Source organism: Franconibacter sp. IITDAS19 (assembly GCF_023079515.1).
Lineage (GTDB): Bacteria > Pseudomonadota > Gammaproteobacteria > Enterobacterales > Enterobacteriaceae > Franconibacter > Franconibacter pulveris.
Map to the genome: position 1 here is coordinate 515,249 of NZ_JALJCP010000001.1, position 20,469 is coordinate 535,717.

19 protein-coding genes are annotated in these 20,469 nt (G+C 57.6%); 17 read left to right on the forward strand and 2 right to left on the reverse strand.

All coding sequences use genetic code 11. From position 1 onward, the window contains the following. Positions 1-176 precede the first annotated feature (176 nt). The 7 genes from MT962_RS02585 (at position 177) to pxpA (ending at position 6,200) form a co-directional block, all read left to right on the forward strand. The gene (locus MT962_RS02585) at positions 177-383 is read left to right on the forward strand and encodes a YbfA family protein (RefSeq protein ID WP_024552040.1); all 207 of its coding nucleotides are present in this window, start codon (positions 177-179) and stop codon (positions 381-383) included. 347 nt (positions 384-730) lie between these two features. Next, on the forward strand, positions 731-1,687 hold the full coding sequence (locus tag MT962_RS02590; protein WP_188723204.1) for a DUF523 and DUF1722 domain-containing protein: 957 nt from the start codon (positions 731-733) through the stop codon (positions 1,685-1,687). A 12-nt stretch (positions 1,688-1,699) separates the two neighbouring features. Then, positions 1,700-3,124: a deoxyribodipyrimidine photo-lyase gene (gene phrB, locus MT962_RS02595; protein ID WP_188723205.1), complete on the forward strand. Its 1,425-nt coding sequence runs from the start codon at positions 1,700-1,702 to the stop codon at positions 3,122-3,124. A gap of 10 nt (positions 3,125-3,134) precedes the next feature. Next, positions 3,135-3,878, forward strand: a complete 744-nt coding sequence (locus MT962_RS02600; protein WP_024557151.1) for a type 2 GTP cyclohydrolase I — start codon at positions 3,135-3,137, stop codon at positions 3,876-3,878. A gap of 12 nt (positions 3,879-3,890) precedes the next feature. Beyond that, positions 3,891-4,547 (forward strand): 5-oxoprolinase subunit PxpB, encoded by a 657-nt coding sequence (pxpB, locus tag MT962_RS02605; protein WP_247364468.1) that lies wholly within the window; start codon positions 3,891-3,893, stop codon positions 4,545-4,547. Continuing rightward, positions 4,541-5,473, forward strand: a complete 933-nt coding sequence (gene pxpC, locus MT962_RS02610) for a 5-oxoprolinase subunit PxpC (RefSeq protein WP_024557149.1) — start codon at positions 4,541-4,543, stop codon at positions 5,471-5,473. Before pxpB ends, pxpC begins: the two co-directional genes overlap by 7 nt. Then, complete coding sequence (gene pxpA / locus MT962_RS02615) at positions 5,463-6,200, forward strand: 5-oxoprolinase subunit PxpA (RefSeq protein WP_281732632.1); 738 nt, start codon at positions 5,463-5,465, stop codon at positions 6,198-6,200. Before pxpC ends, pxpA begins: the two co-directional genes overlap by 11 nt. Before the next feature lie 44 nt (positions 6,201-6,244). Here pxpA and MT962_RS02620 read toward each other — a convergent pair whose 3' ends face one another. Continuing rightward, a complete protein-coding gene (locus MT962_RS02620; RefSeq protein WP_048887179.1) occupies positions 6,245-6,793 on the reverse strand; it encodes a winged helix DNA-binding protein in 549 nt (182 codons plus the stop codon). A 268-nt stretch (positions 6,794-7,061) separates the two neighbouring features. Between MT962_RS02620 and MT962_RS02625 the strand changes: the two genes are divergently transcribed. The 4 genes from MT962_RS02625 (at position 7,062) to nei (ending at position 10,755) form a co-directional block, all read left to right on the forward strand. Beyond that, positions 7,062-7,784 carry a DUF969 domain-containing protein gene (locus tag MT962_RS02625; protein ID WP_024557146.1) on the forward strand — a complete coding sequence of 241 codons (723 nt, stop codon included), beginning with the start codon at positions 7,062-7,064 and terminating at the stop codon, positions 7,782-7,784. Next, positions 7,781-8,767 carry a DUF979 domain-containing protein gene (locus tag MT962_RS02630; RefSeq protein ID WP_247364472.1) on the forward strand — a complete coding sequence of 329 codons (987 nt, stop codon included), beginning with the start codon at positions 7,781-7,783 and terminating at the stop codon, positions 8,765-8,767. The genes MT962_RS02625 and MT962_RS02630 overlap by 4 nt, the downstream gene beginning before the upstream one ends. Before the next feature lie 29 nt (positions 8,768-8,796). Further along, positions 8,797-9,792, forward strand: a complete 996-nt coding sequence (locus MT962_RS02635) for a DUF2891 domain-containing protein (protein WP_024560874.1) — start codon at positions 8,797-8,799, stop codon at positions 9,790-9,792. Between the two features lie 171 nt (positions 9,793-9,963). Continuing rightward, positions 9,964-10,755: an endonuclease VIII gene (gene nei, locus MT962_RS02640; RefSeq protein WP_048887177.1), complete on the forward strand. Its 792-nt coding sequence runs from the start codon at positions 9,964-9,966 to the stop codon at positions 10,753-10,755. A 64-nt stretch (positions 10,756-10,819) separates the two neighbouring features. On the opposite strand, the gene gltA is transcribed toward nei, so the two are convergent. Beyond that, positions 10,820-12,106 (reverse strand): citrate synthase, encoded by a 1,287-nt coding sequence (gene gltA / locus MT962_RS02645; RefSeq protein WP_024557142.1) that lies wholly within the window; start codon positions 12,104-12,106, stop codon positions 10,820-10,822. Positions 12,107-12,745: 639 nt separating this feature from the next. On the opposite strand from gltA, the gene sdhC reads away from it, so the two are divergent. The 6 genes from sdhC to odhB all read left to right on the forward strand — a co-directional run bounded on the left by sdhC (position 12,746) and on the right by odhB (position 20,386). Further along, complete coding sequence (sdhC, locus tag MT962_RS02650; protein WP_024557141.1) at positions 12,746-13,150, forward strand: succinate dehydrogenase cytochrome b556 subunit; 405 nt, start codon at positions 12,746-12,748, stop codon at positions 13,148-13,150. Continuing rightward, complete coding sequence (sdhD, locus tag MT962_RS02655) at positions 13,144-13,491, forward strand: succinate dehydrogenase membrane anchor subunit (protein ID WP_024557140.1); 348 nt, start codon at positions 13,144-13,146, stop codon at positions 13,489-13,491. The genes sdhC and sdhD overlap by 7 nt, the downstream gene beginning before the upstream one ends. Further along, entirely contained in the window at positions 13,491-15,257 is a 1,767-nt protein-coding gene (gene sdhA, locus MT962_RS02660) for a succinate dehydrogenase flavoprotein subunit (RefSeq protein ID WP_024557139.1), read from the forward strand. The genes sdhD and sdhA overlap by 1 nt, the downstream gene beginning before the upstream one ends. Before the next feature lie 16 nt (positions 15,258-15,273). Continuing rightward, positions 15,274-15,990, forward strand: coding sequence for a succinate dehydrogenase iron-sulfur subunit (locus MT962_RS02665; RefSeq protein WP_024557138.1), 717 nt, complete (start codon positions 15,274-15,276; stop codon positions 15,988-15,990). A gap of 344 nt (positions 15,991-16,334) precedes the next feature. Beyond that, complete coding sequence (gene sucA, locus MT962_RS02670) at positions 16,335-19,142, forward strand: 2-oxoglutarate dehydrogenase E1 component (RefSeq protein WP_024557137.1); 2,808 nt, start codon at positions 16,335-16,337, stop codon at positions 19,140-19,142. A 14-nt stretch (positions 19,143-19,156) separates the two neighbouring features. Further along, complete coding sequence (gene odhB / locus MT962_RS02675; protein ID WP_024557136.1) at positions 19,157-20,386, forward strand: 2-oxoglutarate dehydrogenase complex dihydrolipoyllysine-residue succinyltransferase; 1,230 nt, start codon at positions 19,157-19,159, stop codon at positions 20,384-20,386. Positions 20,387-20,469: the final 83 nt, after the last annotated feature.

Consider the following 20,469-nt stretch of genomic DNA (forward strand, 5'->3'; position numbering starts at 1 on the left):
TTTATTTAACCGTTTTGTAACTTATTTACGGAAGAAGTGTAAATATCGGGCTTATACGCCAGAAATAGTGGTCGGAGGAGTAGTAAAATTACAAACAAAACGATACTATTTTAACCAGCTAACCACTTATCACTTTTCGGCGCTTTTTTGCCGGGTCACTTAAAGGGGAGAAACCTATGTCTTTATATAAAGAATTTCCAGCGCATCGGATCCTCCTGCGTCGCGCTCTGGTGATTGTTGCGGGCGTGCTCGCGTTGCCGGTCATGCTGTTCTGGAAAGATCGCGCTCGTTTTTACAGCTATCTGCACCGCGTCTGGGCGAAAACCAGCGATAAACCCGTCTGGATGGCGCAATCTGAACAGGCTGCCTGCGACTTTTACTAAGCCAGTCAATATCAGCCGAAAAAACCGCCGTAAAGGCGGTTTTTTATTGCCGAAGGGTTGGGGGTCTTTTACAACACAGGCTTAGCATGCCGCTATTCGCTGCGTTTTCACTGTCGGTAAGAAGGCGAAACGGTTAACAGTGGGGACCGCGCAATGAAGCAAAATCTTTTGGCGTCTCGTTGTTGATGGCGTGATGACGATGGAAGAGGGAAATATTATTGTTTCTGGCAATACATTTTTGCTTTCCGTCATCACGCAGGTCAAGTAGCGTTAAGGCTGCCCCCTCGGGCGGCCTTTTTCTTTTTGGCCTGGCTACAATTGGAAGATGTAGCGCGTAAGGAGCGGTTATGAGTGAAAAAATCCCTGTTGGCATCAGCGCCTGTTTGTTAGGGGACAACGTAAGATTTGATGGTGGGCATAAGCGGCTTACTTTTGCCGTCGATGAACTGGCGCCGTGGGTGCGCTTTGAGCCTGTCTGCCCGGAAATGGCTATCGGCCTGCCGGTGCCTCGTCCTGCGCTGCGACTGGTTAAGCAGCCGGCAGGCGGCGTCGCGCTACGCTTTAGCGATAAGCGGGAGGGCGATTTAACCGCCGCGATGCAGGATTTCGCAGAGGAGCGCATTTCCCGTTTTGAACATCTTTGCGGTTATATCGTCTGCGCCAAATCCCCCAGTTGCGGCATGGAGCGGGTACGCGTGTATGACGAAGAGGGAAAAAATAACCGTAAGGCAGGGCGCGGCATTTATACCGAAGCCCTGATGCGTAAATTCCCCTGGCTGCCGGTGGAGGAAGATGGGCGTCTGCACGATCCGCTCATTCGGGAAAATTTTGTCGAACGCATCTATACCCTGTTTGAACTTAACGAACTCCATAAAAACGGGCTGACCCGCGGCGAACTTATCGCGTTCCACAGTCGCTATAAATTGCTGCTGCTGGCGCATTCGCAGGCGCAATACCGCGAACTGGGGCGTTTTGTCGCCGCGATAGATAAGTGGGAAAACCTGGAGGCGTATTTCGTTGAGTATCGCCAGCGGCTGATGGATTTGCTGTCGCATCAGGCGACCCGCCGCAACCACACCAATGTGTTGATGCATGTGCAGGGCTATTTCCGCCCGCACCTCAACGCGCGGCAGCGCCAGGAACTTGCCGAGCTTATCGACCGCTACCGCCAGGGGACGCAGCCCCTGCTCGCGCCGGTAACATTGCTGAAACATTATATGGCAGAATACCCGGATGCCTATCTTGACCAGCAGCGCTATTTCGAACCCTATCCGGAAGCGTTGCGTCTGCGTTACGGCCATTAAAACAGGAGTGTTATGACCACCCATCTGGTCTGGTTTCGCGCGGATCTGCGCATCCACGACAATCTGGCGCTGGCCGCCGCCTGCCGCGATAAAAACGCCGCCGTGCTCGGCCTGTTCATCGCCACGCCGCAGCAGTGGCAAGACCACGCGATGGCGCCTCGTCAGGCCGCTTTTCTCTGGCAAAACCTCCAGGCGCTGCAGACGGCCCTGGCGGAGCGGGGCATTCCGCTGCACGTGCGGGAAGTCGCCACCTTTGCTGAGTCTGTAGAGGAAATAAAACAGTTTTGCGCGAAGCATCAGGTCGACGCGCTTTTCTATAACTACCAGTATGAGCTGAACGAGCATCGCCGCGATCGGGAAGTGGAGCGATGTCTGGAGGGCAACGTAGTCTGTCAGGGGTTTGATGACAGCGTGCTGTTGCCGCCAGGCAGCGTCACGACCGGCAACGGCGAGATGTACAAAGTCTTCACCCCTTTCAGCCGGGCGTTTATCCGCCGCCTGCAGGAAGGCCTGCCGGAGTGCGCGCACGCGCCGAAAGCGCGGGAAGGCGGAGCGCTCACTCCTGTCTCGCCGCTAAAGCCATTTGATTATCCGCAATGCGCGGTTGATGAGACGCTGTTTCCGGCAGGTGAGCAGGCGGCGCTGGCGCGGCTGCGCCATTTCTGCCAGCAGAAGGTGGCGCGCTATCCCGACGAGCGCGATTTCCCGGACCGCGATGGCACCAGTCGGTTATCCGCCTGGCTGGCGCTGGGCGTGCTCTCGCCGCGTCAGTGCCTGCACCGGCTGGTGGCCGAACAGCCCGGCGCGCTGGAAGGCGGTCCCGGCGCGGTGTGGCTCAACGAGCTTATCTGGCGTGATTTCTATCGCCATCTGCTGACCGCCTGGCCGACGCTCAGCCGCCACAAGCCCTTTATCGGCTGGACGGACAAGGTGCGCTGGCAGCAAAACGACGACCACTTTCAGGCCTGGTGCGAAGGCAAAACGGGATACCCGATTGTCGATGCCGCCATGCGCCAGATGAATGAAACGGGCTGGATGCACAACCGGCTTCGGATGATAACCGCCAGCTTTCTGGTGAAAGATCTGCTTATCGACTGGCGGCGGGGCGAGCGTTATTTTATGACGCAACTTGTTGATGGCGATTATGCCGCGAACAACGGCGGCTGGCAGTGGGCCGCCTCAACCGGTACGGACGCCGCGCCTTATTTTCGCATTTTCAACCCCACAACCCAGGGCGAGAAGTTCGATGCGCAGGGCGAGTTTATTCGCCGCTGGCTGCCGGAATTACGCCATATCCCCGACAAAGCGGTGCATCAACCCTGGACATGGGCGGAAAAACGGGGCGCGCGGCTTGATTACCCGCGCCCGATTGTCGATCACAAAGCGGCTCGCGCCGCCACGCTCGCGGCCTACGAGGCTGCACGGAAAACGCATTAAGAGAACGATGATGAAAAATACCGAACTGGAAACGCTAATCAATCAGAAGCTCAACAGCGCAGGCTTCAGCGACTACGCGCCAAACGGCCTGCAGGTTGAAGGACGCGACGAGATCCGCAAAATCATCACCGGCGTGACCGCAAGCCAGGCGCTGCTGGATGAGGCGGTGCGCCAGCAGGCGGACGCCGTCATTGTTCATCATGGCTATTTCTGGAAAGGCGAGTCACCGGTCATTCGCGGCATGAAGCGCAACCGCTTAAAAACGCTGCTGGCTAATGACATCAACCTTTACGGCTGGCACCTGCCCCTGGACGCGCATCCGGAACTTGGGAATAACGTGCAGCTGGCGCGTCTGCTGGGTATTGAAGTGAAAGGCGAAATCGAGCCGCTGGTGCTGTGGGGCGAGCTTTCTATGGCGGTGCCCGGGCTGGAATTCGCCTCCTGGCTTGAGGCGCGGCTCGGGCGTCGTCCGCTCTGGTGCGGCGATACCGGCCCGGCAGAGGTCAAACGCGTGGCGTGGTGCACTGGCGGCGGTCAGAGCTTTATCGATGCGGCGGCGCGTTTTGGCGTGGACGCTTTTATTACGGGCGAGGTCTCTGAACAGACTATTCACTCCGCCCGTGAACAGGGGCTGCATTTCTATGCGGCAGGCCACCATGCCACTGAACGCGGCGGCATTCGCGCGTTGAGCGAGTGGCTGCAGGAAGAAACCGATCTCGATGTGACGTTCATCGATATCCCGAACCCGGCATAAAGGGGAGCTTAAGTGCAAAGAGCACGTTGTTATCTGTTGGGTGAAAGCGCGGTAGTGCTGGAGCTTGAGCCGCCCGTCACGCTGGAAAGCCAGCGTCGTATCTGGTGGCTCACGCAGCGTCTGGCCGATGTCCCTTCGGTCGTGGAAACCATTCCGGGCATGAATAACATCACCGTCGTGCTGCGGGAGCCAAAAGCGCTGGCGCTGGACGCCATTGAGCGCCTGCAACGCTGGTGGGAAGAGAGCGAAGCGATGGACCCGCCTTCACGGCAGGTAACCCTGCCGGTGATTTACGGCGGCGACATGGGGCCGGATCTGGCCGACGTGGCGCGCCACACGGGGCTAAGCGAGAAGCAGGTCGTGGAACAGCACGCCGCCGGGGAGTATGTCGTCTATTTTGTCGGCTTCCAGCCTGGTTTTCCTTACCTTGGCGGCTTGCCTGCCGCGCTCGCTACGCCCAGGCGTGCGGAGCCGCGCCTGAGCGTGCCGGCTGGCTCGGTCGGCATCGGCGGCAACCAGACTGGCGTCTATCCGCTGCCCACGCCCGGCGGGTGGCAGATAATCGGGCGCACGCCGCAGGCGCTGTTTGACCCCACCCATGAGCCGCCAGGGCTGTTGATGCCCGGCGATACCGTGCGCTTCGTACCGCAAAAGGAGGGCGTATGTTAATCATACTTCGCGCCGGAATGCATACGACGGTACAGGACAGCGGGCGCTTCGGCTGGCGGCAGTTCGGCGTAAGCCGCAGCGGCGCCATGGATACGCCTGCGCTACGCATCGCCAACCTGCTGGTGGGCAATGACCCGGACGCCGCAGCGCTGGAGATAACGCTCGGCCAATTTCGCGTGCAGTTTACAGAAGATTGCTGGTTTGCTTTAACCGGCGCGGGCTGCGAGGCGCAGCTGGATGGGCATGCGGTATGGACAAGCTGGCGCATCGCGGCGAAAGCTGGCCAGACGCTGACGCTGAAATCCCCACAGCATGGCATGCGCAGCTACCTTGCGGTGGCGGGCGGCCTGGATGTGCCGAAAGTGATGAACTCCTACAGCACCGATCTCAAGGCGGGCTTCGGCGGTTTTCACGGACGTCCGCTTCGCGACGGCGACGAACTGGCGCAGCTGCCTTCCGCGCGCCATTTCCGCGAATCGCGCGGCGTGAAGCCGCTGTTCTGGGGTAACCGTATCCGTGCGCTGCCGGGGCCGGAGTATCACGAGTTTTCACACGCTTCGCAGGAAGCGTTCTGGCGCGCGCCATGGCAACTCAGCCCGCAAAGCAACCGCATGGGTTACCGGCTGAACGGCCAGCCGCTGGCGCGCACTACCGACCGCGAGCTGGCTTCTCATGGCCTGATGCCGGGCGTGGTGCAGGTGCCGCACAACGGTCAACCTATCGTACTGATGAACGACGCTCAGACCACCGGCGGCTATCCGCGCATCGCGTGCGTAATTGAAGCGGATCTCTATAAGCTCGCGCAGTTGCGCCTGGGCGAGCCGATTCACTTCGTGCAGTGCACGCTGGAGGAGGCGCTGGCGGCGCGTGAAGATCAACAGCGTTATTTCGATCAACTGGCCTGGCGACTGAATGATGAAGATTGACCTGAACGCGGATCTCGGCGAAGGCTGCGGCGACGACGGTGCGCTGATGCCGCTTATCTCCTCGGCGAATATCGCCTGCGGTTTTCACGCGGGCGATGCGCAGACGATGCGGGAAAGCGTGCGGCTGGCGCTGGCGCATCATGTCGCTATCGGCGCGCATCCTTCCTTTCCCGATCGCGAGAATTTCGGCCGCACGGCGATGCATCTGCCGCCGGAAACGGTTTACGCCCAGACGCTGTACCAGGCGGGCGCCTTAGCCGCCATCGCCCGTGCCGAAGGGGGCGTGATGAAGCATGTGAAGCCCCATGGCATGCTCTACAACCAGGCGGCAAGGGAGCCGCTGCTGGCCGATGCCATCGCCCGCGCGGTGAAAGCGCTGGATGCGAATTTAATCCTGGTGGGCCTTGCGGGCAGCGAGCTTATTCGCGCCGGTGCGCATTATGGCCTGGCGACCCGGGAGGAGGTGTTCGCAGACCGGGGATATCTGGCGGATGGTTCGCTGGTGCCCCGCAGCGAGCCGGACGCGCTGATTGAGGATGACGACGAGGCGGTAGCGCGTACGCTTGATATGGTGCTGAACGGCCAGGTACGGAGCCGGGAAGGCGGCTTTGCGAAAGTCAACGCTCAGACGGTCTGCCTGCACGGCGACGGCGCGCACGCGCTGGCGTTTGCGCGTCGGCTGCGCGAGGCTTTCGAACAGCGCCAGATTGCGATCAACGCGGGTTAAAGAGGCCCGGTTAATAAAGCCCGTCGCTTGCGGCGGGCATGCGCTCAAAGCGAAGCCGCAGCCCGCGCGGCGGTATCATAAAGCGAAGAGATGGTGCGCAGCAGCTGGGCCGTATCGCCAATAGAAGAGCCCGGTATACCGCTTTCCACCTGGATAGCGATAAGGCAGGCTTCGCGCACATCCCGGTATCGCATACACAACGCTTTTCCCTCCTCGGTGGTAGAAAAATAAAGCTCTTTACCCACCTTTTCGCTGGTCACATAACCTGCCTTAACCAGTTTTTTCAGCGCATAAGTCACGACATGCGTGTCCTCTACGTTCAACACAAAACAGATATCCGCGAGCTTTTTCTTGCGGTTGCGGTGGTTAACGTGATGCAGGAGCGAGACGTCAAACGCGCCCATATCGGGTTCGCCCGCGGCGGTCATACAGCGCACCATCCATTTGTTAAACGCGTTGCTGGTCATGATCAGCGCATATTCCAGCTCCGATAATTCCGCGCAGCGCTCCGAAACCAGGTGGCGGGAAGAGACGATGCGACCATCGCTGATGTCGTCGTTATTCGTTGATACAGAAGCAGTTTTTCGGGCCATAACTTCCCTTACATAAATGTGACTATTAGCAAAAAATATAAAACCGAACGGATAAAATAAAAACATTTTATTGATAAATTGTTTACATATTATGGGCGTTCGGATATAGCTTTTTGACTCAGGGTCTGCGCAGGTTTCGCGCATTCACAGGACCTGTCGTACATACACAACAACCGTTCGCCGTAATGCCACACGCTTCGCCCTGATGGGGAGTATTAAAAAAATAGCCTTCGGCGTGCAACGCTCACTTTAGATAGGGTCACGTTTTATGGACAGTTCCACACTGTTGCCGCTCATCGGGATACCGATAGTGGTTATAGGTTTTGCGCTGCGCTTCAACCCGCTGTTGGTCGTGGTGGTCGCAGGTCTGGCGACGGGGTTGCTGGTCGGCATGGATTTCGGCATGTTACTGGAAACGTTTGGCGAGAAGTTTGTTAACAGCCGCTCGCTGGCGACTTTCATTCTGATCCTGCCGGTCATTGGCCTGCTGGAGTATTACGGACTCAAAGAGCGCGCTCAGGCCTGGGTGGCGAAAATCGCCAGCGCAACCTCGGCGCGTATTTTGATGCTCTATTTTGTGGCGCGCGAAGGGACGGCGGCGCTGGGCTTGATGTCGCTCGGCGGACACGCGCAAACCGTGCGTCCGCTGCTGGCGCCGATGGCGGAAGGGGCGGCGCTTAACGAATATGGCGAATTGCCGCAGCATATCCGCGATAAAATCAAAGCCCACGCCGCCGCCTGCGACAATATCGCCGTGTTCTTCGGCGAAGACATTTTTATCGCGTTCGGCGCGGTGCTGCTGATTGACGCCTTCCTGAAAGAGAACGGCATTGCGGGCATTGAGCCGCTGCACATCGGCCTGTGGGCGATCCCTACCGCTATCTCGGCGCTGATTATCCATATGATTCGTCTGTTGCGTCTGGATGCCAGCATCCGTCGCGACGTGATGGCCTGGAAAGCGGAGCAGGGCAAGCAGGAGGTAGCGCAATGAGTACGCTGATAACCATCAACCGCGTTTATTACCTCATCGGCTTTATCGTTATGCTGCTGGTGGTGATGACGCTGCGCGATCGCGGCAACCCGAAACGTTTTACCACCGCGCTGTTCTGGTTTCTGTTCGGCGGGATTTTTCTGTTTGGCGACCTGATGGTGCAGGAGCTTGGTAAATCGCTGGCGTACCGGATTATCGGCGGCGGCGTTATCGTCATCGCCCTGCTGGCGGGTTTTGGGCTGGTCGGGAAGGGGCATTACAAAATGTCCACCGAGCCTGAGCGCGTCGCTTCGTCTGAGCGTCTTAAGAACTGGCTCTTTTTGCCGGCGCTGATGATCCCTGTCGTGACGGTGCTGGGGACGCTGTTTCTGAAAGGCGTTGCGGTCGGCGGCGTTTTCCTGCTCGACCAGAAACAGCTGACGCTCGCTGCGCTTAGCGTGGCATGTATAGCGGCCATCCTGACCGGCTGGTGGCTGACGCGCGGCACGCCGCTGCATGCGATTCGCCAGTCCCGCCGGCTGGTGGATACGATCGGTTGGGCGATTATTCTGCCGCAGATGCTCGCTATGCTTGGCGGCGTGTTTGTGGCGGCGAACACGGGCGACTCGGTGCAAAAAGTGGTGAGCCTGTTCGTCGACCCGGAAAACCGCTTCATGCTGGTGGTGATTTACTGCATCGGCATGGCGCTCTTCACCATGATCATGGGCAACGCCTTCGCCGCTTTCCCGGTATTAAGCGCCGGCATCGCCCTGCCGTTTTTGATTCATCACCACCATGGCGACCCGGCTCCGCTGCTGGCGATTGGCATGTATGCCGGCTATTGCGGCACGTTGATGACGCCGATGGCGGCGAATTTTAATATCGTCCCTGCGGCGCTGCTGGAGCTGAAGGATAAATATCAGGTGATTAAAGTTCAGATCCCCACCGCGCTGCCGCTGCTGGTGGTGAATGTGTTGTTAATGTATTTCCTCGTGTTTCGCTAAGCGCGGCGCGGTGTACCTAAGGAGCTGTTATGGAATTAACGCAACATCAGGCTGACGCCTTCGCCCGGATGCCTTTAACCTATTTGCGTCAGGAATACCCGAACCACATTATGCATTTGCTCAATGATGATGGTGACGTATTGCCGCCCCGCGAACTGCATCCCATTTTTTATGGCTGCTTTGACTGGCACTCGGCGGTGCATGGTTACTGGCTGCTGCTGCGCTGTTTGCGCCTTTACCCGCAGCTGTCGTGCCGCGAGGAGATTATTGCCCTGTTTGATGAGCACGTTACCGACGAGAACGTGGCGCAGGAGCTGGCCTATTTTACCGCGCCGTTCCGCGCCTCGTTTGAGCGTCCCTATGGCTATGGCTGGCTGCTGGCGCTGGCCCAGGAGCTGAAGCGCGCTTCGCTGCCGCAGGCCGAACGCTGGCATCAGACGCTGGAGCCGCTCACGCAGGATATTCGCGCGAGGCTTATGGATTACCTCAGCAAGCTAACTTACCCGATTCGCGTGGGGACGCATTACAACACCGCTTTTGCGCTGGCGCTGGGGCTGGATTATGCGCGAGCGCTGGAAGACAACGCGCTGGAAAGCGCCATACTGGACGCGGCTAATCGTTATTATCTGCACGATACGCACTATCCGGCGCACTACGAGCCGGGCGGCGATGAGTATATTTCCGGCGCGTTGACCGAAGCGCTGCTAATGAGCAAGGTGGCGGATAATTTCCCGGCGTGGTTTGATGCTTTCCTGCCGCAGGTGGCCTCGGTTTCGGCTTTGATGAACCCGGCGCAGGTGAGCGATCGCACCGATCCGAAAATCGCTCACCTTGACGGACTAAACCTCAGCCGCGCCTGGTGCATGAAGCACATTGCGAAGGCGTTGCCGGAAAACCATACGGCGCAGACCGCGTTGAAAGAGGCGGTGGCGCGCCATCTTTCGGCGAGCGTTGAACACGTGGTGGGAAGCCACTACAGCGGCGGACACTGGCTCGCAAGCTTCGCGCTGCTGGCGCTGGAGTAACGCCCTGAACCGCCGTCTGCGAACGGCGGTTTTTGTTGGTGGGATAAACACTGAAGCGGCATCGGCCGTTAAGCATGCGCGGCGTTTTACGGCTAAGGTTATGCAGGAGCATAAAACGTAAAACGAGGGGCGGCGCCATGCGGCGTCAGCCTGAAACGAAAAGGATGAAGCATGCCGGAAGGACCGGAAATCCGCCGCGCGGCGGATAAGCTTGAAGAGGCGGTAGCAGGCAAGCCGTTAACGCACGTCTGGTTTGCCTTTCCCGCGCTGAAAACGTTCGAAACCTCGCTGGTCGGCGAACGGGTGGAGCGTCTGGAAACGCGCGGTAAAGCGCTGCTGACGCACTTCTCTAATGGGTTAACGCTTTATAGCCATAACCAGCTGTATGGCGTCTGGCGGGTAGTGAAGGCCGGTGAAACGCCGCAGACCACGCGCAGCCTGCGTGTGCGGCTGGAAACCAAAGAGGCCGCCGTGCTGCTTTACAGCGCCTCGGAGATAGAAATGCTGGATGCCGAAGGCGTGGCGGCGCACGCGTTTTTGCAGCGGGTGGGGCCAGATGTGCTGGATATGTCTTTAACGGTGGAAGAGGTTAAGGCCCGGCTGTTAAGCCCGCGCTTTCGCCGTCGCCAGTTCAGCGGCTTACTGCTCGACCAGGCGTTTCTGGCGGGGCTTGGCAACTATCTACGGGTGGAGATCCTCTGGCAGGCGCAGCTTGCGCCGCGTCATAAGGCGGCGGCGCTGAGCGAAGCGCAGCTGGATGCGCTCGCGCGGGCCTGTCTCGCCATTCCACGCCTCTCTTACCAGACGCGAGGGCAGGCGGATGAAAACAAACACCACGGCGCGCTGTTTCGCTTCGAGGTGTTCCATCGGGCAGGGAAAAAGTGTCGGCGCTGCGGGGGGATCATTGAAAAAACCACGCTCTCCTCCCGGCCTTTTTACTGGTGCCCGGCGTGCCAGCATTAATATGATGGCCATAAAAAACGCGCCCGAAGGCGCGTTTTTCTTGATAAGCATTAACCACAGGCGATTAATGCTTCTCCAGGTCTGATTTGAAATCACGCTGCGTGTAGCCGGTATAGAGCTGACGCGGACGCGCAATTTTCATGCCTTCGCTGTGCATTTCGTTCCAGTGAGCTATCCAGCCTACGGTACGCGCCATGGCGAAAATCACGGTGAACATAGAAGACGGAATGCCCATCGCTTTCAGGATGATGCCGGAGTAGAAGTCTACGTTCGGGTAGAGTTTCTTCTCAATGAAGTACGGGTCGTTCAGGGCGATGTTTTCCAGCTCCATCGCCACTTCCAGCAGGTCGTCTTTGGTGCCCAGCTCTTTCAGCACTTCATGGCAGGTTTCGCGCATGACGGTGGCGCGCGGGTCGTAGTTCTTGTAAACGCGATGACCAAAGCCCATCAGGCGGAAAGAGTCGTTTTTGTCTTTCGCGCGACGCACGAACTCCGGAATGTGCTCCACGGAACTGATCTCTTCCAGCATCTTGAGCGCCGCTTCGTTGGCGCCGCCGTGCGCCGGTCCCCACAGAGAGGCGATGCCAGCCGCGATGCAGGCGAACGGGTTAGCGCCGGAAGAGCCTGCGGTACGGACGGTGGAGGTAGACGCGTTCTGCTCGTGGTCAGCGTGCAGGATAAGGATACGATCCATTGCGCGTTCCAGCACCGGGTTCACCTCGTAAGGCTCGCACGGTGTGGAGAACATCATATTCAGGAAGTTGCCTGCATAGGAGAGGTCGTTGCGCGGATAAACGAACGGCTGGCCGATAGAATATTTGTAACACATCGCTGCCATCGTCGGCATCTTGGAGAGCAGACGGAACGCCGCGATTTCACGGTGACGCGGGTTATTCACATCCAGCGAGTCGTGGTAGAACGCCGCCAGCGCGCCAGTCACGCCGCACATCACCGCCATCGGGTGAGAGTCGCGACGGAAGCCATGGAACAGACGCGTAATCTGCTCATGAATCATGGTATGGCGGGTTACTGTCACTTTAAATTCGTCATACTGCTCCTGGGTCGGTTTTTCGCCGTAGAGCAGGATATAGCAAACTTCGAGATAGTTAGATTCGGTGGCCAGTTGGTCGATGGGAAAACCGCGATGGAGCAGGATACCTTCGTCACCGTCGATAAAGGTGATTTTTGATTCGCAGGATGCGGTGGAGGTAAAACCCGGGTCGAAAGTAAAAACACCTTTAGAACCAAGACTACGGATATCAATTACATCCTGACCGAGCGTGCCTTGTAGCACGTCCAGTTCAATAGCAGCGTCACCGTTATAAGTGATGTTTGCCTTTTTGTCAGCCATTTACGGTCTCCTTAGCGCCTTATTTGCTTAAGACTCCTAACAACTTTTTTACATTCACTTTCAGGGAGAATATTGCCAGTTTGTTGTAGGGCGCGCAGCTCTGTGTGAGGAGGAAACCAGGGTACAGAGCGATGGGCGGCTTGCAGGCAACTATTCAGAACCCGGTGAAACTACCGCAAATCAGCGTGTTAGCAGTCGGGATTCTTTAAATCTGTGTATCACTAATACCGGGCTAAATAACTTCGGTCAATAGCACTACACTGTTACATAACTTATTCTCAGCAGAAAGTGTAATGCCATAACTTTTGCGAATTATATGCCTTTTCTGGTGATGTTTGTAACAATTTTGTTTAACATTTGTCAAATCAGATGATTAAAAATTAAAATTATGTTGTTATCGTGATCCTGGTCACTGTTCCGACCAAAAGCGGCCAAAGTATTTGTATGTTAATTGTAATGATATTGTGAACATCCTATACTGCCGCCAGGTCTCCGGAACACCCTGCCGCCGCGAGCCACCCAGCGTAGTAACCCTTCGTTTAACACTGGAAGCAGTTGTTTTTGCATGACGCAGAGTTATAGAAAAGTGACGCTGTCTGACCCGCCTGCAGACCGGAGGAAGGAAACAATAAGAAAAGCATGTGGGCGCTATTCATGATAAAAAAGGTGAAAAAACAAAGACCTGTTAACCTGGATCTCACAACGATCCGGTTTCCTGTCACCGCGATTGCTTCTATCCTCCACCGCGTTTCCGGCGTGATCACGTTTGTCGCTGTCGGCATTCTGCTCTGGTTGCTCGGGCTTTCGCTCTCCTCCCAAGAAGGTTTTCTGGCCGCGTCCTCCATCATGGACAGCTTCTTCGTTAAGTTCATTCTCTGGGGCATCCTCACTGCGTTGGCTTACCACGTGGTCGTAGGCATTCGCCACATGCTGATGGACTTTAACTACCTGGAAGAGACTTTTGCCGCGGGCCAACGCTCCGCGCGTGTTGCTTTTGTTATTACTGTCGTGCTTTCAATTCTCGCAGGAGTCCTCGTATGGTAAGCAACGCCTCCGCATTGGGACGCAATGGCGTACATGACTTCATCCTCGTTCGCGCTACTGCTATCGTTATTACGCTCTACATCATCTATATGATCGGCTTTTTCGCCATGAACGGCGAGCTGACCTATGAGATCTGGCGCGGTTTCTTCGCCTCCACCTTCACCAAAGTTTTTACCCTGCTCACGCTTATCTCGATTCTGGTCCACACATGGATTGGCATGTGGCAGGTGTTAACGGACTACGTTAAATCGCTCGCGCTTCGTCTGTTCCTGCAACTGGCGATTGTGGTTGCGCTTGCGGTTTACGTTATTTATGGATTCGTTGTGGTGTGGGGTGTGTAATGAATTTACCAGTCAGAGAATTTGATGCTGTAGTGATTGGCGCAGGCGGCGCAGGCATGCGCGCGGCGCTGCAAATTTCCCAGAGCGGCCAGACCTGTGCGCTGCTCTCTAAAGTGTTTCCTACTCGTTCGCACACCGTTTCCGCCCAGGGCGGCATTACCGTTGCGCTTGGCAACTCCCATGAAGATAACTGGGAATGGCACATGTACGACACGGTAAAAGGTTCCGACTACATCGGCGACCAGGATGCTATCGAATATATGTGCAAAACTGGCCCGGAAGCGATTCTGGAGCTTGAGCACATGGGGCTGCCGTTCTCCCGTCTGGACGATGGCCGCATCTATCAGCGTCCGTTCGGCGGCCAGTCGAAAAACTTCGGCGGCGAACAGGCGGCGCGCACCGCAGCCGCCGCGGACCGTACCGGCCACGCTCTGTTGCATACGCTGTATCAGCAGAACCTGAAAAACCACACCACGATTTTCTCCGAATGGTATGCGCTGGATCTAGTGAAAAACCAGGATGGCGCGGTGGTTGGCTGTACCGCACTGTGCATCGAAACCGGTGAAGTGGTTTACTTCAAAGCCCGCGCCACCGTGCTGGCGACCGGCGGCGCAGGCCGTATTTACCAGTCCACCACCAACGCCCACATCAATACCGGCGACGGCGTCGGCATGGCGCTGCGCGCGGGCGTACCGGTGCAGGATATGGAAATGTGGCAGTTCCACCCGACAGGCATCGCGGGCGCTGGCGTACTGGTGACGGAAGGCTGCCGCGGCGAAGGCGGCTATCTGCTGAACAAACATGGCGAGCGCTTCATGGAGCGTTATGCCCCGAACGCCAAAGACCTGGCGGGCCGCGACGTAGTGGCGCGCTCCATCATGATCGAAATCCGCGAAGGCCGCGGCTGCGACGGTCCGTGGGGCCCGCACGCCAAGCTGAAGCTCGACCACCTGGGTAAAGAGGTGCTGGAGTCCCGTCTGCCTGGCATTCTGGAGCTTTCCCGCACCTTCGCCCACGTTGACCCGGTAAAAGAGCCGATTCCGGTTATCCCGACCTGCCACTATATGATGGGCGGCATTCCGACCAAAGTGACCGGCCAGGCGCTGACCGTGAACGCGCAGGGCGAAGATGTGGTAATTCCTGGCCTGTTCGCGGTAGGCGAAATCGCCTGCGTATCCGTGCACGGCGCCAACCGCCTCGGCGGCAACTCGCTGCTCGACCTGGTGGTGTTTGGCCGTGCGGCGGGCCTGCATCTGCAGGAGTCCATCGCCGAGCAGGGGCCGCTTCGCGACGCGAGCGACTCTGATGTGGAAATGTCTCTTGAACGTCTCAACCGCTGGAACAACAACCGCAACGGTGAAGATCCGGTGGAAATTCGCAAAGCGCTGCAGGAGTGCATGCAGCATAACTTCTCGGTGTTCCGCGAAGGCGATGCCATGGCGAAAGGGCTTGAGCAGCTGAAAACGATCCGCGAGCGCCTGAAAAACGCTCGTCTGGACGACACCTCCAGCGAGTTCAACACCCAGCGCGTAGAGTGCCTGGAGCTCGACAACCTGATGGAAACCGCTTACGCCACCGCCGTTTCTGCGAACTTCCGTACCGAAAGCCGTGGCGCCCATAGCCGCTTCGATTATCCGGATCGCGATGACGAAAACTGGCTGTGCCACTCGTTGTACCTTCCGCAAAGCGAATCCATGACCCGCCGCGAGGTGAACATGGAGCCGAAATTGCGTCCGGCGTTCCCGCCGAAAGTGCGTACTTATTAATTGCGGAGAGACGGTGATGAAACTCGAATTTTCTATCTATCGCTATAACCCCGATGTCGACGACGCGCCGCACATGCAGGATTACGTCCTGGAGCAGGAAGAAGGGCGCGACATGATGCTGCTGGATGCGCTCATGCTGCTGAAGGAGAAGGACCCTACGCTGGCGTTTCGCCGCTCCTGCCGTGAAGGGGTCTGCGGTTCCGACGGCCTGAACATGAACGGTAAAAACGGTCTGGCGTGCATCACGCCGATCTCCGCCCTCGGCAACGGCAAGCAGAAAATTGTTATCCGTCCGCTGCCCGGTTTGCCGGTTATTCGTGACCTCGTGGTGGACATGGGGCAATTCTATGCCCAATATGAGAAGATTAAGCCTTACCTGTTGAATAATGGGCATAATCCGCCGGCGCGTGAGCATCTTCAGACGCCGGAGCAGCGTGAAAAACTCGACGGTCTGTATGAGTGTATTCTTTGCGCCTGCTGTTCGACCTCGTGCCCGTCGTTCTGGTGGAACCCGGACAAGTTCATCGGGCCGGCAGGGCTGCTGGCGGCGTACCGTTTCCTTATCGACAGCCGCGATACGGAAACCAACGATCGCCTCGATGGCCTGAGCGATGCTTTCAGCGTATTCCGCTGCCACAGCATCATGAACTGCGTCAGCGTATGTCCGAAGGGCTTAAACCCGACGCGCGCCATTGGGCACATCAAATCGATGCTGTTGCAGCGCGGTGCGTAACTGACCGAAGCATGCCGGGAGCGTAGGCTCCCGGTAGTATAAAGAGTAAGCAGGAAACCTTTAAAAACCGCTAATTGTAGTAGCACCAGTAATCGATGCGTTCAGCGCGAGGCAAGGCGGCAACTGAGCGCATCCCCGGGAGCATAGTGGACTATGTGACTGGGGTAAGCTCAGGCAGCCAACGCAGCCGCAGCCTGAAGGCCGAAGATTAATGGCAGTTTTTAAAGGTTCCTTCGCGGGCCCCACCAAGAAGAGCTCGCAAGTGAACCCTGGGACGTGCGTCTTACCGCGTACGTTGTAGTTATCCACGGCGAAATAAGCATACTGATGCTTAAGGGATCACGATGCAGAACGGCGCAATGCAAGCCTGGCTGGACTCTTCTTATCTCTCTGGCTCGAACCAGAGTTGGATAGAACAGCTCTATGAAGACTTCCTAACCGATCCTGATTCAGTGGACGCCCACTGGCGCTCCATGTTCCAGCAGTTGCCTGGCACCGGAGCCAGACCGGATCAATTCCATTCCAAAACGCGTGATTATTTTCGTCGCCTGGCGAAGGATGCCTCACGTTACACTTCCTCGATTACCGACCCTGACGCTGATGTTAAGCAGGTTAAAGTCCTGCAGCTGATTAACGCCTACCGTTTCCGCGGCCATCAGCAGGCTAATCTGGATCCGCTGGGTTTGTGGAAACAGGATCGCGTAGCCGATCTCGACCCGGCATTCCATAACCTGACCGAGGCCGATTTCCAGGAAACCTTTAACGTAGGCTCCTTCGCTGGCGGCAAAGAAGCGATGCAGCTCGGCGAGCTTATCGAAGCGCTCAAGCAGACCTACTGCGGCTCCATCGGCGCGGAATACATGCACATTACCTCCACGGAAGAGAAGCGTTGGATCCAGCAGCGCATTGAATCGGTGGTGGGCCACGCAAGCTTTAGCGTGGAAGAGAAAAAGCGCTTCCTCGGCGAACTGACCGCGGCGGAAGGGCTGGAGCGTTACCTGGGCGCCAAGTTCCCGGGAGCGAAACGTTTCTCGCTTGAAGGCGGCGATGCGTTAATCCCGATGCTCAAAGAGATGATTCGCCACGCCGGCAAAAGCGGCACCCGTGAAGTGGTGCTGGGCATGGCGCATCGCGGTCGTCTGAACGTGCTTATTAACGTGCTGGGCAAAAAACCGCAGGATCTCTTCGACGAGTTTGCAGGCAAACACAAAGAGCACCTCGGCACCGGCGACGTGAAATACCACATGGGCTTCTCGTCCGACATCGAAACCGAAGGCGGCCTGGTGCACCTGGCGCTGGCGTTCAACCCGTCGCATCTCGAAATTGTAAGCCCGGTAGTGATGGGCTCCGTGCGTGCGCGTCTGGATCGTCTGGACGAACCGAGCAGCAACAAAGTGCTGCCGATAACTATCCATGGCGACGCGGCGGTTACCGGCCAGGGCGTGGTTCAGGAAACTCTGAACATGTCGAAAGCGCGTGGTTACGAAGTGGGCGGCACCGTTCGCATCGTTATCAACAACCAGGTGGGCTTCACCACCTCCAACCCGCTGGATGCGCGTTCTACGCCGTACTGCACCGACATCGGCAAGATGGTACAGGCGCCGATTTTCCACGTGAACGCGGACGACCCGGAAGCGGTGGCGTTTGTTACCCGTCTGGCGCTGGAATTCCGTAACAACTTTAAGCGCGATGTTTTCATCGACCTGGTGTGCTATCGCCGTCACGGCCACAACGAAGCCGATGAGCCGAGCGCAACCCAGCCGCTGATGTACCAGAAAATCAAAAAGCATCCGACCCCGCGCAAACTCTATGCTGACCAGCTGGAGCAGGAAAAAGTGGCGACGCTGGAAGACGCAACCGAAATGGTCAACCTCTACCGCGACGCGCTGGATGCTGGCGAATGCGTGGTGAAAGAGTGGCGACCGATGAACATGCACTCCTTTACCTGGTCGCCATACCTCAACCATGAGTGGGACGAAAGCTACCCGAACAAGGTAGAGATGAAGCGGCTACAGGAGCTGGCTAAGCGCATTAGCACCGTGCCGGAAAGCATCGAAATGCAGTCGCGCGTGGCAAAAATTTATGCCGACCGTCAGCTGATGGCGAACGGCGAGAAACCGTTCGATTGGGGCGGGGCGGAAACGCTGGCTTACGCTACGCTTGTTGACGAAGGGATCCCGGTGCGTCTGTCGGGCGAAGACTCTGGTCGCGGCACCTTCTTCCACCGTCACGCGGTAGTACACAATCAGACCAACGGCTCCACTTATACGCCGCTGCAGCACGTGCATAACGGTCAGGGCCAGTTCAAAGTCTGGGACTCCGTGCTTTCCGAGGAAGCGGTGCTGGCGTTTGAATATGGTTACGCCACCGCTGAGCCGCGCACGCTGACCATCTGGGAAGCGCAGTTTGGCGACTTCGCCAACGGCGCGCAGGTGGTAATTGACCAGTTCATCAGCTCCGGCGAGCAGAAATGGGGCCGTATGTGCGGCCTGGTGATGCTGCTGCCGCACGGCTATGAAGGCCAGGGGCCGGAGCACTCCTCCGCACGCCTGGAACGTTATCTGCAGTTGTGCGCTGAGCAGAATATGCAGGTTTGCGTACCTTCCACGCCAGCGCAGGTTTACCACATGCTGCGTCGTCAGGCGCTGCGCGGTATGCGTCGTCCGCTGGTGGTAATGTCGCCGAAATCCCTGCTGCGTCATCCGCTGGCGATTTCAAGCCTTGATGAGCTGGCGAACGGCACGTTCATGCCGGCTATCGGCGAAATTGATGAGCTGGATCCGAAAGAAGTGAAACGTGTGGTGCTCTGCTCCGGTAAGGTTTACTACGACCTGCTGGAACAGCGCCGCAAAAACGATCAAAAAGATGTGGCCATTGTCCGTATCGAGCAGCTTTATCCGTTCCCGCACCAGGCGGTGCAGGAGGCGCTTAAGCCGTTCGCTCACGTACATGACTTCGTCTGGTGTCAGGAAGAGCCGCTTAACCAGGGCGCATGGTACTGTAGCCAACACCACTTCCGTGAAGTGATTCCGTTTGGGTCCGCGCTGCGTTATGCAGGCCGCCCGGCCTCCGCCTCTCCGGCGGTAGGGTATATGTCCGTTCACCAGAAACAGCAACAAGATCTGGTTAATGACGCGCTGAACGTCGATTAATAAAAGGATAAATAATGAGTAGCGTAGATATTCTTGTTCCCGACCTGCCTGAATCCGTTGCTGACGCAACCGTCGCCACCTGGCATAAAAAACCGGGCGATGCAGTCACACGCGATGAAGTGCTGGTAGAAATCGAAACTGACAAAGTGGTACTGGAAGTACCGGCGTCGGCTGACGGCATTCTGGATGCTGTGCTGGAAGAAGAGGGCACCACCGTGACCTCTCGCCAGATCCTCGGCCGCCTGCGTGAGGGCAACAGCGCAGGCAAAGAGAGCAGCGCCAAAGCTGACGCCAAAGAATCGACGCCTGCGCAGCGTCAACAAGCTTCTCTGGAAGAACAAAATAATGACGCGCTGAGCCCGGCTATTCGCCGTCTGCTGAGCGAACATGACCTTGACGCCAGCGCCATCAAAGGCACCGGCGTAGGCGGCCGCCTGACCCGTGAAGATGTGGAAAAACATCTGGCGAAAGCGAAATCCGCGCCGGCGCAAAGCGCCAAAGCGCCTGAGCAGCAGCCTGCCGCAGCGCAGCCGGCGCTTGGCAACCGCTCTGAAAAACGCGTGCCGATGACCCGCCTGCGCAAGCGTGTGGCGGAGCGTCTGCTGGAGGCGAAAAACTCCACCGCCATGCTAACCACCTTCAACGAAGTGAACATGAAGCCGATTATGGATCTGCGCAAGCAGTACGGCGAAGCCTTCGAGAAGCGTCACGGCATCCGCCTGGGCTTTATGTCCTTCTACGTTAAGGCGGTCGTGGAAGCGCTCAAGCGCTACCCGGAAGTTAACGCCTCTATCGACGGCGAAGATGTGGTTTATCACAACTACTTCGACGTCAGCATGGCGGTTTCCACGCCACGCGGCCTGGTAACGCCGGTACTGCGCGACGTTGATCTGCTGGGCATGGCTGATATTGAAAAACGCATCAAAGACCTGGCGGTGAAAGGCCGTGACGGCAAGCTGACCGTTGAGGATCTCACTGGCGGCAACTTCACCATCACCAACGGCGGCGTTTTCGGCTCGCTGATGTCCACGCCTATCATCAACCCGCCGCAGAGCGCGATCCTCGGCATGCATGCCATTAAAGATCGCCCGATGGCGGTAGATGGCAAGGTCGAGATCCTGCCTATGATGTATCTGGCGCTCTCCTACGATCATCGTCTGATCGACGGCCGCGAATCGGTAGGCTTCCTGGTGGCCATCAAAGAGCTGCTGGAAGATCCGACTCGTCTGCTGCTGGACGTGTAGCAACGCGGGAGCGCGCTCCCGACTTTTACCCTGTGGCCGCTCCGGAAGGGGCGGCGTCAGTACCCGAGCGTAACGGCTCTTAA

Excerpts from the sequence above, each read along its gene's own strand:
- MT962_RS02585 (WP_024552040.1), top strand. The coding sequence starts at position 177 with ATGTCTTTATATAAAGAATTTCCAGCGCATCGGATCCTCCTGCGTCGC.
- MT962_RS02590 (WP_188723204.1), top strand. The coding sequence starts at position 731 with ATGAGTGAAAAAATCCCTGTTGGCATCAGCGCCTGTTTGTTAGGGGAC.
- phrB (WP_188723205.1), top strand. The coding sequence starts at position 1,700 with ATGACCACCCATCTGGTCTGGTTTCGCGCGGATCTGCGCATCCACGAC.
- MT962_RS02600 (WP_024557151.1), top strand. The coding sequence starts at position 3,135 with ATGAAAAATACCGAACTGGAAACGCTAATCAATCAGAAGCTCAACAGC.
- pxpC (WP_024557149.1), top strand. The coding sequence starts at position 4,541 with ATGTTAATCATACTTCGCGCCGGAATGCATACGACGGTACAGGACAGC.
- pxpA (WP_281732632.1), top strand. The coding sequence starts at position 5,463 with ATGAAGATTGACCTGAACGCGGATCTCGGCGAAGGCTGCGGCGACGAC.
- MT962_RS02620 (WP_048887179.1), bottom strand. The coding sequence starts at position 6,793 with ATGGCCCGAAAAACTGCTTCTGTATCAACGAATAACGACGACATCAGC.
- MT962_RS02625 (WP_024557146.1), top strand. The coding sequence starts at position 7,062 with ATGGACAGTTCCACACTGTTGCCGCTCATCGGGATACCGATAGTGGTT.
- MT962_RS02630 (WP_247364472.1), top strand. The coding sequence starts at position 7,781 with ATGAGTACGCTGATAACCATCAACCGCGTTTATTACCTCATCGGCTTT.
- MT962_RS02635 (WP_024560874.1), top strand. The coding sequence starts at position 8,797 with ATGGAATTAACGCAACATCAGGCTGACGCCTTCGCCCGGATGCCTTTA.
- nei (WP_048887177.1), top strand. The coding sequence starts at position 9,964 with ATGCCGGAAGGACCGGAAATCCGCCGCGCGGCGGATAAGCTTGAAGAG.
- gltA (WP_024557142.1), bottom strand. The coding sequence starts at position 12,106 with ATGGCTGACAAAAAGGCAAACATCACTTATAACGGTGACGCTGCTATT.
- sdhC (WP_024557141.1), top strand. The coding sequence starts at position 12,746 with ATGTGGGCGCTATTCATGATAAAAAAGGTGAAAAAACAAAGACCTGTT.
- sdhD (WP_024557140.1), top strand. The coding sequence starts at position 13,144 with ATGGTAAGCAACGCCTCCGCATTGGGACGCAATGGCGTACATGACTTC.
- sdhA (WP_024557139.1), top strand. The coding sequence starts at position 13,491 with ATGAATTTACCAGTCAGAGAATTTGATGCTGTAGTGATTGGCGCAGGC.
- MT962_RS02665 (WP_024557138.1), top strand. The coding sequence starts at position 15,274 with ATGAAACTCGAATTTTCTATCTATCGCTATAACCCCGATGTCGACGAC.
- sucA (WP_024557137.1), top strand. The coding sequence starts at position 16,335 with ATGCAGAACGGCGCAATGCAAGCCTGGCTGGACTCTTCTTATCTCTCT.
- odhB (WP_024557136.1), top strand. The coding sequence starts at position 19,157 with ATGAGTAGCGTAGATATTCTTGTTCCCGACCTGCCTGAATCCGTTGCT.